Consider the following 12260-nt stretch of genomic DNA (forward strand, 5'->3'; position numbering starts at 1 on the left):
AACCGATTGTCAGCAAGGTGGCAAGGGAGCCAAGAAACGGCGCGCTGAGTCTAGAGCAGCGGAGCCGCACACCATCAGCAACCCTGCGATGCTATACGCAACCCCTATAAGATTATGACGCATGTCGCCTAATCCGTGTCCAGTTTTTCGCAAATCCCTCTTGACAAACTTTTGCTAGGGCTGCTAGCGGGATGGAATCTGCAACACGCTAAGAATTGTCGCTAGGACATTCAGGGTGAAGACAGGGACGGCAGCCAATCCGGAGATGCCCACGCGGGATCTGAGGCTGGAACATCGAGGCGGAACAGGCGACGGGCGTTCTGGGTTGTCTGGTGGGCGATCGCCTCCAGGGATTCTCCCCGCAATTCCGCCACACGCTCCGCCACATAGCGAACAAAGGCTGGCTGATTGCGCCGTTCGCCCCGCTTGGGAACGGGAGTCAGAAATGGACAGTCGGTTTCGATGAGGAGGCGATCGCCCGGAACTCGCTGAGCCGAAGCCTGTACCTGGCTTGCGTTCTTGAACGTGACAATGCCGCTAAAGCTGATATAGAACCCCAATTCTAGAAACCAGTCGGTTTCTTCTGGGGTGCCGCTCCAGCAGTGCATCACGCCCCGAACGGGCCCATCCACCGCCCAGATCTGGCGCAGGAGCGCCGCCATGTCGCTGGCCGCATTCCGGCAATGGATGATAACGGGCAAGTTTAGCTCTTGTGCAAGCCGGATCTGCGTCTCGAACACCTCAAACTGAAGCGCCCGATTATCCGCCTTGTAAAAATCCAGCCCCATTTCGCCAATTGCTACGACTCGATGATCCGAGCGGGCCAGAGTGCGAATTTCGTCAGCCATCGTCGCAGTCCACCGATCGGCATCCAGCGGGTGCAACCCGACCGCGAAGGAAATCTCTGGAAACTGATCGGCGATCGCCCGAATTGCGTCAAACTCGGCAGGCTCGACGCAAGAGTGAACCAACTGCACCACACCCGCCGCCCGCCAGCCCTGAGCCACCTCCAGCAAATCGGGCTGAAAGCTCTCAAAGTTGAGATGAACGTGGGTGTCGATGAGCGGAGGAAGTTGGGTCACAGCGATAGAGCCACCCGCGAGGGCCGACAAGAAAGGCTAGGTGTGAGACGTGATGCTCTCGGACGTTATAGGGACTGGCCCAGCCTGGGCCAATCTAATCTAAACTGGCCAATGCCCTGAAAGCTCATCCACAAACCATTACTGACCCGCATGGCGGGATACATTGGACAGGTTCGAGCAACCTAGATCTAAGCTTCATCCAGGCTTTATCTAAGCTTTGGCGGCTGTCTCCGTTTGAGACTTTAGCGCCTTGGCTAGCCGAGCCTTCCGCCGTGCCCCCGTATTGGGGTGAATCACGCCCCGCTTCACTGCTTTGTCAATTTTGCTGTAGGCGGCCGCTAGGCGATCGCCCACTTCTTTCTCTAGCTCCGGCGTTGGGTTGGCCGCATATTCGTTGACCGTGGTGAAATATCGCTTCATCAGGGTCTTCACCGCAGACTTGTAAGATTTATTGTGCAGTCGGTTGCGCTCTGCAATCTGAACCCGCTTAATCGCAGACTTAATATTTGCCACAGTTTGTCTCTATTGGGTAAAGGCTACAAAATTTCGGCAGCTACCTATTCTAGCGAATAACTCACCAATATGCTAGAACCACTCCCTATAAATCTAGCTCACGGCTACACTAATCCGCTAAAAATCCCGCTAATCTAGAGATAGGTCGTACCCATAGGCACTCAATGGCAGTCCGGTTTTCCTCCAACGAGCGGCAGAGTTGAAGGCTTCTGGGAATGGATTCGGTTTTTGAGTTCGACCTTTGAGTAGACGGGGCACTCCCGGACTGGCGTCTCTCACCTCACTGTGGCAATGCTGCGAATTATCAATCAACGGTCTGAAGCCTCAACGGAGCTGCGGCGAATTTGCGATCGCACCCACGATGAGCAAATCCTCCACAAGGAGGCAACGGTTCAGCAGGTGCTCCAGGCAGTGAGGCGGCAGGGCGATCGCGCTGTTCTGCACTACGCCGAAGAGTTTGACCAGGTATCCCTAAAGCCCGAAGAACTGCGAGTCAGCGGCTCCGAGCTAGACGCAGCCTACCAGCAAGTTTCCAAAGACCTGCTCGATGCCATTCGCATTTCCTGCAAGCGGGTGGAGGCCTTTCATCGGCAGCGTGTTCCCAAAAGCTGGGTGCAGTTTGAAGATCCAGAAATCGTCCTAGGCAAGCGCTATACGCCCGTCGATCGGGCAGGGCTGTATGTGCCCGGTGGGCAGGCTGCCTACCCCAGCACGGTGATTATGAATGCGACCCCGGCAAAGGTGGCAGGTGTAGAGCGCATCGTCATTGCAACCCCGCCGCGCCCAGATAAAAGCGTGAATCCGGCGATCTTGGTGGCAGCTCAAGAGGTGGGGGTGCAGGAAATCTATCGAGTGGGCGGGGCGCAGGCGATCGCCGCACTGGCCTACGGCACAGACACTATCCCCAAAGTGGACGTGATCACCGGCCCAGGCAATATCTACGTTACCCTGGCGAAAAAACTGGTCTACGGGACGGTAGGGATCGACTCCCTGGCAGGGCCATCGGAGGTGCTGATTATTGCCGACCACACGGCCAATCCCACCCACGTCGCCGCCGATATGCTGGCCCAGGCAGAACATGACTCGCTGGCGGCGGCAATTTTGCTGACCACAGACGCAACGCTGGCCCACAAGGTCGTGGCGGAGGTGGAGCGGATGCTGATCAACCATCCCCGTCGCCTGCTGACCGAAAAGGCGATCGCCCACTATGGTCTTGTGATTTTGGTCGATTCTTTAGCTCAGGCGGCAGACCTTTCCAACGAGTTTGCGCCGGAGCATTTGGAGCTTCAGATTGCCGATCCCTGGGTGCTGCTGGAAAAAATTCGCCATGCCGGAGCCATCTTCCTCGGCCACTCGACTCCCGAAGCCGTAGGCGACTACCTTGCCGGCCCAAACCACACCCTGCCCACCTCTGGCGCGGCTCGCTACGCCTCCGCACTCAGCGTAGAAACCTTTATCAAGCATTCCAGCCTGATTCAGTATTCCCCGGCTGCGCTTCAGGAAATGGCGACAGCGGTTGACACCCTGGCGATGGCCGAGGGACTGGCATCCCACGCCGACTCAGTGCGCCTGCGGGTGCAAAAGCCGACCAGCGCTCAAGAAGTGACCGGCGATTATCCCATTAGTCCCGAAGCGGGCTTTTAATGCCACGGGTCAGCGTATCCTCCCAAACCTTGCTGGCTCAACCCGTTCAATCTGCACCATGCTCAGGATCGACTCTGGCGGGTAAGGTATTGCCGCAGCCGCATCAGGCTCACAGTCTGCCCTAGATTCAGCGGCAGCAGCGAGATACCCTCCAAAGACGACTGCACCCAGCCCTCGCCCCAATACCACTGGTGAAATCCGTCCACGCCCTGACTGAGCAGCAGCCGCAGACTGTTGGAATCCAGCACATCGACCTGATGCCGGATGGCAATCGGCCCTAGCCAGCCTGTGAACTGCATTCCCGGTTCCAGGCGATCGCCCAGATCAGGCGAAAAGGTCTGCGGCCCAAGCCACTGACGAAATTCCGCAGGACGCAGCAAGCTATCTCGAATTGCGGCTTCGGAGGCATTTAGCTCAATCCGCAACTCACTGTGTTGAAAAACTCCAAGCATGATGGCAGGGCGAATGGTCTGGGGTACTGGTCTAGGCTACTGGTCTGGGTTACTAAGCCGGGTTATGGAGTCTGGAGTACCATCCAGCACTATTCATCTGGCTCGATTGTGCTGGTCAGTCCGTGGCTTTTTAACGTTTCGCAGTAAAACTCAGCATGTTCTTGGGCGCAGGTGATCACTAGCGCAACGCCGTTGGTGTGTGCTTCCATCATGATGTTGATGGCCTGCGGAACCGTAAGGTTGGGCACAGTTTTCATCAGCGTTTGAACGACGTATTCCATCGAGTTGAAATCGTCGTTGTGCAGCAACACACGATAGCGGGGAGCTAGCTTTCGGGAGGTTGAACGCTGTTCAATAGTCTCGACAGCCACAGTTCTAATCCTCTTTTTCTGAAAAGTACAGCAACGTAACAGGTGCGGTCATATTGCGGTCATATAGATGCAGTCACGACACACTTGCCTGAATTGCGCCAGTGCAAACCTGTAGTGACAGCTTAACAAGTCTTATGAAGTGCCTGAAGACACGCCAGAGAGATGCCTTGCAAGTACACAGTTCCGCCTGTAGATGGATCTAGTAGACAAATCTAGTAGATCCATACGGGTAGATGGGTGTCTTCAGCTTGTTCATCCGGCCCAGTCTATTCAGCAGGATGCGTCAAGCAGGCATCATGTCATGCATTGACTTGCTCTCTGTGGGCGATCGCCCGTCTGACGTGGCGCTTCGATCAATACCTTAGCGCGAATTCATATTTCTAAATGTTGCTCAACACTCAACCCTACAAAAAACTGACATTGAACGCATCCCAGGTCAAGAGAATATCAACACCTGGGAGTGTCGCGTTGCCAGAACTCTGCGCTCCAAAGCGGTACTTTCGCAGTCCTCAGCCTTCGGTTCTCAACCTCCGCCAGATGCTCCACCGAAGCAGCACTCTCGGCGTAAAAGTCTGGAGCAGTGCCCCGCCCACTTGATAACCCAATTTAGATAGCCCAATTTATAAGATAGAAGAAGGTCAGTCGGCATCAAGTCTCATGGAGCCAGCGCTTCCCTGCCCATGTAAGATCTTTGGCGGCTGAGCAATCTGCAACTCATCGTCCAAGTAAACGGCTATTCGGGGGCGATCGCCAACTAGAGTCATTCATGGATTCAGCTTCTACGTTTCATCCCAGCGAAATCGTCTGCATCGAACATGAAGAAATCCGCCTTTATGCAGAAGTGATCCAGCTTTCTGAAACTCGTCCGGTCTGCTGGCTACGACCGCTGCTTTTGGTCACGCTGCTCTCCGAGGAGCTATCCGCAGCCTGCGACGTGAGCGCTCTGGCCAGTTCTATCCCCCCGCTTGGGCGATCGCTAGAATCAGAGAGAATCCACAGCATGATCGATCTGCGCGAAGGGGCGGATCTGCTCTTGCCTACTGCACTCATGCGCCATGCGCTGGATGTTGAGCTAATTCCGCTGTGGTCAGCGCTGCACTCGCTCAAGCCTGTCGCTGAGGGCGATCGCCCCGTTCAAAATCCTTTGCATTCTTTGACACAAAGACTTTGGGCTGCCTATCCTGCAATCTTCGAGTCTTCGGAGAAGAAATGCAGCTAACCCCTATGGACTGGGCACCAGGCGCACACGGCCCGCATCCATCTCAGACATCAGCAGTTCCAGAGCTTCATAATCTGCGTCTGAAATGTAGCCCAGTCGGGTCAGTTCATAGTTGATTTCGTTCTCAATGTCAGGGGTTAACTGCTTGATATAGAGGGCTTTGGCAACCAGTTGACGAATCACATGGGTAGTCTTCATTGCATTCTTCACCGCAATGTTTGGGGCATCTCACACTGTTTAAATTGTCGTTCGCTTCTTCGGGAACAGAAGTGATCTCCACCGAACGAAACAAGTGATCTAAAACGGGTAATTTTTGTGACCTAAATCACCAGGGCTGGGCGGAAACGGAAGTGAAGGGTTGCAGACGGTTCAGAAAGTTGAATCCATTCAGGGGCAACATCAGCCTTGAGCCAAATCGCCAAAACTGCTTCGCTTCGGCTCGCTGAGCAAATCTCAGGCTTGTGGGATATTCCGGGGGCGATCGCAGCGCCGACTGTTCTCAGTGCGATGTGAGGGTAGATGCTAGCGCAATTTGTAGCAAGCTGCACTCGTAGGAACACTTATTTAAATCTTTATAGAAGAGCGGATTGCTTTTAAAGATTCCGCGAATACACGGAAATAGGCTGGCACGGAACCTGTTGAACGAACTATTTTTCAGGGATCACGGTTTGTGTTCCCACTCGGTATCAGTTTTGAGGTTCAACGTGTCCGTGTACCGTTGGGATTTAGTCAAGGCAGGCGGATCAAGCCTTTGCCAAGCCGATCTTTTCCATCGACTTCCATTCGATTTTCGTTCGCTAGGATTCAACTCAGTCGGTAGGATTCAACTCAGCCTGAACTCTGAACCCTAAATTCTAAACGCGGTTCAATTCTAATTCTTCTTTATCTCTTGTCGGGGTGAAATTAGCTTGTGATGCAAACCTTATTATCAGAATCTCTGCTCTCTGAATTTTCGCCAGTCGGTTCTGCTTCAACGACGGTTGTAGAGCCTGTGGGGGCGCTCAATGCCTCAAACGCAGCCCTGTTTCAACGACAGTTGGCAACGCTTCTTACGTCAGATTGTTCGTCTGTGCTGGTCGATCTTAGCCAGGTAGAAACACTCGACAGCGCAGGGCTGATGGTGCTGATTTCGGCACAAACCGCCGCTCACCAGCACCAAAAACGATTCGGCATCTGTGGGGTTTCGCCCTCTATCCGCATCATCTTTGAAGTGACACAGCTCGACCGGGCCTTTACCCTGTTCGAGAGCCGGGCTGACTACGAAGTGTCTCTCGCATCTTGAGCCGGACAAACATCACTATGCCTCATCGGTTTCGCCATCGGTTTTGCCCTCGCCACCTTTCGCCCTTGCCCAAGGTGGCGCTCACCGCGTAGCCCTGTTAGACTCGCGTCGTCCTCGTATACTGGGTGGGTAGGGATTTAGTTTAGCGAGGCTGGTTTCCTGTGGCGATCGCCCTTGAGCAATTGCTCACCCCCGACATTGCCCGTCCTGCTCGATACCTGGGCAATGAGCTAGGGGCTGTTCACAAGCCCTGGTCGAATGCAGACATCCGCTGGGTGTTGACCTATCCCGAAGTATACGAGGTCGGCGCATCCAACCTGGGCCACATTATTCTCTACAGCATTCTCAACGCGCAGCCTCGACAACTGTGCGATCGCGCCTATTTGCCTGGCCCAGACCTGGCCGCCAAGCTCAAGGAATCCCATACGCCCCTATTTGCTGTCGAGTCTCGCCGTTCCCTGACCGACTTCGACATCCTTGGCTTCAGCCTCAGCTACGAACTGGGCGCAACCAACATCCTGGAAATGCTGAACCTGGCCCAGATTCCGCTCACCTGGCAAGAGCGGCAGCAGTCTGGGGTCTGGAACGTCGAACAGGGAAGCTTTCCGCTGATTTTTGCGGGCGGACAGACTGCCACTTCCAACCCCGAACCCTACGCCGACTTTTTCGACTTCATTGCCTTGGGCGATGGCGAAGAACTGCTGCCCGAAATTGGGCTGGTGCTGCAAGAAGGCAAGGCGCAGGCACTCAGCCGGGAGGAACTGCTGCTGGATCTGGCTCAGGTTCCCGGTGTCTATGTGCCGCAGTTTTACGAAATGGCTGCGGATGGGGCCGTGCGTCCTCTGCGGCCAGACGTGCCGGAGCGGGTGCTGCGCCGTGTCGCTGCCCCCATGCCCGCCTATTCTATTGGGCTAGTGCCCTACGTGGAAACGGTTCACGATCGCCTGGTGGTAGAAATTCGCCGGGGCTGCACGCGGGGCTGTCGCTTTTGCCAGCCAGGAATGCTGACTCGCCCAGCGCGAGATGTCGCCCCAGAGCAGGTGATTGAAACCATCGAGCAGGGAATGCGGGCAACGGGCTACAACGAATTTTCGCTGCTATCGCTCAGTTGCTCTGACTACTTGGCGCTGCCCGCAGTAGGGCTGGAAATCAAAAATCGCCTGAAGGATGAAAACATTTCCCTCAGCCTGCCCAGCCAGCGGGTTGACCGGTTTGATGAAAATATTGCCAATATTATCGGCGGCACGCGCAAGGGCGGGCTGACCTTTGCGCCAGAGGCGGGGACGCAGCGGCTGCGCGACATTATTAATAAAGGCTTAACCAATGAGGAACTGCTGCGGGGCGTGAAAACTGCCTACGAGCAGGGCTGGGATCGGGTCAAGCTGTATTTCATGATTGGGCTGCCGGGGGAAACGGATGCCGACGTGCTGGGCATTGCCGAAACAATGCGCTGGCTCCAGCGGGAGTGTCGGCTGAAGGGGCGCAAGCCACTGGGCTTTAATGTGACGATTTCCAACTTTACGCCCAAGCCCCACACGCCGTTTCAGTGGCATTCGGTGTCTACGGCAGAATTTGAGCGTAAGCAAAGGCTGTTGCAGCAGGAATTTCGCACGATTCGTGGGGTGAAGGCGAATTTTACCGATGTGCGGATTTCGGCGATGGAGGATTTTGTCGGGCGGGGCGATCGCCGCTTGGGGGCTGTTGTGCGTCGCGCTTGGGAACTGGGTGCCCGCGAAGATTCCTGGTGGGAGAGCCTAGAGCGGGCCTTTGGGGCCTGGACGGAGGCGATCGCCGAAGCCGGACTCACCTGGAAATATCGCCAGGTCGAAAGCGGCGAATGGAACCTATTCGATAGCGCCGCCGATGCTTCGGAACTCCTCGCCCCAGACTACAGCGCCCCCCTGCCCTGGGATCACATCGACACAGGCATCAGCAAAACCTGGCTCCAGGAAGACCTGCGCCGCGCCCTAGAAGCGGCCACCGTTCCCGACTGCTCCTTCGACGGTTGCTCCCACTGTGGCGTGTGTGGGGCAGACTTTGGACATAACGTGGTCGTGCCGCCGCCGCCAATTCCCCAGTTCCAGCATCACTTTACGCCCGAAACCCACCGCGCCCAGCGGCTACGGGTGCGCTACGGCAAACTGGGCAGCATGGCGCTGATTGGTCATTTAGATTTGTTGCGCTTGTTTGACCGAGCCATTCGTCGAGCCGCTCTGCCGATTGCCTACACAGGCGGCTTCCACCCCAGCCCCCGGATCATGGTGGCCAGTGCCCTGCCTTTGGGGTCTACCAGCACAGGCGAGGTCGTCGATTTCGATCTGACGCGAATCCTGGAACCCGCCGAGTTTCTGGAAAAACTGTCGGCCCAACTGCCCCCCGACGTGCCGCTGTATGGCGTGGAGGCGATCGCCCCCGACGGCCCCACCGCCACCCAGCAGCTTGACCAGGCAGAATATACCCTGGCGATCGCCCTCTCCGCCGATGCGCCCCCAACGCTCTTGCCCCAGCAGCCTGCCCAGTGGTTGCAAGAAATCTTGACCGCCCGTGAACTCTGGTACGACCAAACCACGAAATCAGGCAAGGTGCAGCGAATCAACTTGCGCGATCGCCTTAGCGAACTGGATCTGCTGCCCCCTCAGCGCTATCCAGCATCCATCGCTGCCGTCCTGAAAGAGGCTGACCCTAACCAAGCCTTTGCCGTTCGCTACGTCGGCAGTTGCCGCAACGACGGCACGCTCCTCCGCCCAGAACACCTCCTTCACCTGCTAGAACAAGCTAGCCAGCAGCCGATGCAGATTCTCCACAGCCACCGCGATCGCCTCATGTTCTAACGTCCTCCATCCAGCACCTACACCACTCTTTAGACCATAACGGTGCGTTTTTTAACAGATAGCTCTATTTATCTGTCTACAATTAGATAGGGGATTTAAATACGTTTCATCGAGATTCTCGCGGGATATCCCAGATGAAGCTTTTACACCCGATGTCCAGAGAAGCGCACGTTTTGAGCCTCAGCCACAGCATTTTTCATCCCTTTCCCCATGTGATAGGAATTGTGCAGCGGCTGGTAGCACAATCTTAACGGCACGCTATAATGCATTTCAAAAGACGCTGATGCGAACTGAGCGCCCATGTTGCTGCCCGTGGCTTAATAGGCAGACCGTTTGGGAGGGAGTTCGCCTCCGCAGGTTTTGAGACTGAAGATGAGTCAAATTGGGTACCTGGCTCCAGTGCAAGGTGTACCCAGTTCTATCGAGCTTGACTAGTGTTGCGTCAGGCAGCTTTTGAGGACTCACCGCTGCATCATCCGCAGTTCGTGAGCCGACTCGTGAGTCAATCAGCCCATGAGTCGAGCGTTGACAGACCACTAGCGAGCGCTAGCTCCGGGTATCAGAAAGCTCCAGGTATTGAAACGGCAGGCAGCTCTTTAATTGTCTTTACATCCAGAGAAGTTAGAAGCAGTACGCTGTCGAATCGATGGGTAGTAGGGCATTCCTCGTCTACTCGCCGATACCAGGGTCTTCCGTGTTTACAGATCTACACACAAAATCACCGCAGAAGCGCATCCCGCGAATCTGTTCGCTCTGCGTTGCCCCGTTCTGAGGAACTTGAATGTCAAAACAAATTATTATTGCTGAGCAGCATCGAATCGCCGCCGTCTTTTCAGGAGACCAAATTCAAGAGCTAATTGTTGCAACAGGCAGCCACCAGGTCAGCGACATCTACTTGGGTATTGTGGAAAATGTCTTGCCGGGGATTGATGCTGCCTTTGTGAACATTGGAGACAGTGAGCGCAACGGCTTTATCCATGTGTCTGACCTCGGCCCGCTCCGCCTCAAAAAAGCGGCCGCCCCTATCACCGAACTGCTCGTGCCCCAGCAAAAGGTGCTGGTGCAAATTATGAAAGAGCCGACCGGCAACAAAGGACCCCGGCTCACTGGCAACATCAGCCTGCCTGGACGCTATCTGGTATTGATGCCCTCTGGACGGGGCGTGAATCTGTCGCGTCGAATTCGCAATGAAAACGAGCGAAATCGCCTGCGGGCCCTGGCGATTTTGGTAAAACCAGCGGGCATGGGGCTATTGGTGCGAACCGAAGCGGAAGGCGTGCCAGAAGAAGCCATTATCGAAGATCTGGAAGCGCTGCAAAAACAGTGGGAAGCTATTCAGCTAGAAGCTGCCAATACTCGTCCGCCCTGTCTGCTGAATCGAGATGATGATTTTATTCAGCGGGTGCTGCGGGATGTCTACAGCGCTGATGTAAATCGCATTGTGGTGGACTCCCATACAGGGGCAAAGCGCGTTAAACAGCATTTGATGAACTGGAGCGGCGGTAAGGCTCCGGTCGGCGTGTTGATTGACCACCACCGCGAACGCACGCCCATTCTGGAATATTTTCGGGTGAATGCGGCGATTCGCGAGGCGCTGAAGCCGCGAGTAGACTTGCCTTCTGGCGGATATATCATCATCGAGCGCACCGAAGCGCTGACGGTGATTGACGTGAACTCTGGCTCCTTTACCCGCTCTGCAACGGCGCGAGAAACCGTGCTGTGGACGAATTGCGAGGCGGCAGCAGAAATTGCCCGCCAGCTCCGGCTTCGCAACATTGCCGGGGTGATTGTGGTGGACTTTATCGATATGGATTCCCACCGAGACAAACTCCAGGTTTTAGAGCAGTTTAATAAGGCGCTGCGGGCTGATAAGGCCCGGCCCCAAATTGCTCAGCTAACGGAACTGGGACTGGTGGAACTAACCCGGAAGCGTCAGGGGAAAAATATTTACGAGTTGTTTGGAAAGGCGTGTCCAACCTGCGGCGGGTTGGGGCATGTGGTGCATTTGCCCGGAGATACCGAAGAGGTGGCTGTGCCTGCTGAAGCGCCCCGCACGTTCCCGGCTGCTCATGAATCGCGGGCGGTGCAGTTGCGGGAGCCTTGGGACGCTCCGGAGTTAGACTTTGGCTCTCCGGCGCTGGCAGAGCAGCAGGAGCTAGATCTGACCAACCACCCCAGCTATCAAGACCGCAACCGAGTTGATAGCCGCCGCCGCCGCCGCAGTCGCCCGCCTCGCTCTGGTGAGCCTGTGATGCGCGGGAATGGGGGGCGATCGCCCGACCTTGAGGCGGATACAGACGCGCCCATTGCGCTTGAAGAACTGCCCGTGCTGAACGGTTCCACGCCAACCCCAGGGAAAGAGAGCCGAGAGGGGCGAGAGGGGCGAGAAGGGCGCTCAGAAAAGCCAGAGCGGGGTGGACGCGGGCGACGAGAGCGAGCCGCCGCAGAGCCACAGCAGGTGATCACGGTTGAGATGACCCCAGAGGAGCAAGAGATTTATGCGCTGATGGGGGTTTCGCCGCTGGTGTTGGCACCGGAACCCGTGAAAGATCCAAAGACAACGGTGGTGATGGTTGCGCTGCCGGGACAGGGGCGACAGGGGGGCAACTCGACGGCTTCTGGCACAACTTCTGGTACAACCCTTGGCACAACTTCTGGTAGCACAACTTCTGGTAATGGCAGTGGGTTCTCTACCGCACTGCTCGAAAAAGATGAATCTGCACCAACGCCAGATCCTATTCTGAAATCGGCTGCGCCCGTTGAGCCTGTGGCCCATGCAGCAAGCTTGCCTGCTGAAGCCGCGATCGCCCCGGCCAGCCCCGACCCTGAGGACGGTGATGCGGCTGGGGATAGCAGCGCCCCTAGT

At 56.1% G+C, this 12260-nt stretch carries 10 protein-coding genes; 5 read left to right on the top strand and 5 right to left on the bottom strand.

What is annotated here, in order from left to right; genetic code table 11:
• Window positions 1-230 precede the first annotated feature (230 nt).
• Both IGS51_RS13525 and rpsT read right to left on the bottom strand, forming a co-directional pair.
• Window positions 231-1082 (bottom strand): TatD family hydrolase, encoded by an 852-nt coding sequence (locus IGS51_RS13525; protein ID WP_297078907.1) that lies wholly within the window; start codon window positions 1080-1082, stop codon window positions 231-233.
• Between the two features lie 210 nt (window positions 1083-1292).
• The gene (rpsT, locus tag IGS51_RS13530; protein WP_068511214.1) at window positions 1293-1595 is read right to left on the bottom strand and encodes a 30S ribosomal protein S20; all 303 of its coding nucleotides are present in this window, start codon (window positions 1593-1595) and stop codon (window positions 1293-1295) included.
• A 291-nt stretch (window positions 1596-1886) separates the two neighbouring features.
• On the opposite strand from rpsT, the gene hisD reads away from it, so the two are divergent.
• Window positions 1887-3239, top strand: a complete 1353-nt coding sequence (hisD, locus tag IGS51_RS13535; protein ID WP_297078910.1) for a histidinol dehydrogenase — start codon at window positions 1887-1889, stop codon at window positions 3237-3239.
• A gap of 62 nt (window positions 3240-3301) precedes the next feature.
• On the opposite strand, the gene IGS51_RS13540 is transcribed toward hisD, so the two are convergent.
• Entirely contained in the window at window positions 3302-3691 is a 390-nt protein-coding gene (locus tag IGS51_RS13540) for a hypothetical protein (protein ID WP_297078912.1), read from the bottom strand.
• Between the two features lie 89 nt (window positions 3692-3780).
• Complete coding sequence (gene clpS, locus IGS51_RS13545) at window positions 3781-4062, bottom strand: ATP-dependent Clp protease adapter ClpS (RefSeq protein WP_068511220.1); 282 nt, start codon at window positions 4060-4062, stop codon at window positions 3781-3783.
• A 766-nt stretch (window positions 4063-4828) separates the two neighbouring features.
• On the opposite strand from clpS, the gene IGS51_RS13550 reads away from it, so the two are divergent.
• Entirely contained in the window at window positions 4829-5281 is a 453-nt protein-coding gene (locus IGS51_RS13550; protein ID WP_297078914.1) for a hypothetical protein, read from the top strand.
• Between the two features lie 3 nt (window positions 5282-5284).
• Here the strand turns inward: IGS51_RS13550 and IGS51_RS13555 are convergent, their stop codons facing one another.
• Window positions 5285-5479: a hypothetical protein gene (locus IGS51_RS13555; RefSeq protein WP_068511224.1), complete on the bottom strand. Its 195-nt coding sequence runs from the start codon at window positions 5477-5479 to the stop codon at window positions 5285-5287.
• 715 nt (window positions 5480-6194) lie between these two features.
• On the opposite strand from IGS51_RS13555, the gene IGS51_RS13560 reads away from it, so the two are divergent.
• The 3 genes from IGS51_RS13560 to IGS51_RS13570 form a co-directional block, all read left to right on the top strand.
• Complete coding sequence (locus tag IGS51_RS13560; RefSeq protein WP_297078916.1) at window positions 6195-6563, top strand: STAS domain-containing protein; 369 nt, start codon at window positions 6195-6197, stop codon at window positions 6561-6563.
• A gap of 161 nt (window positions 6564-6724) precedes the next feature.
• Complete coding sequence (locus IGS51_RS13565; protein WP_297078918.1) at window positions 6725-9394, top strand: TIGR03960 family B12-binding radical SAM protein; 2670 nt, start codon at window positions 6725-6727, stop codon at window positions 9392-9394.
• Window positions 9395-10175: 781 nt separating this feature from the next.
• Window positions 10176-12260, top strand: a 2085-nt coding sequence (locus IGS51_RS13570; RefSeq protein WP_297078920.1) for an Rne/Rng family ribonuclease, incomplete at its 3' end; no start/stop codon positions are given.

Origin of the sequence: Thermoleptolyngbya sp. M55_K2018_002 (assembly GCF_015295965.1) — a bacterium.
Taxonomy (GTDB): domain Bacteria; phylum Cyanobacteriota; class Cyanobacteriia; order Elainellales; family Elainellaceae; genus Thermoleptolyngbya; species Thermoleptolyngbya sichuanensis.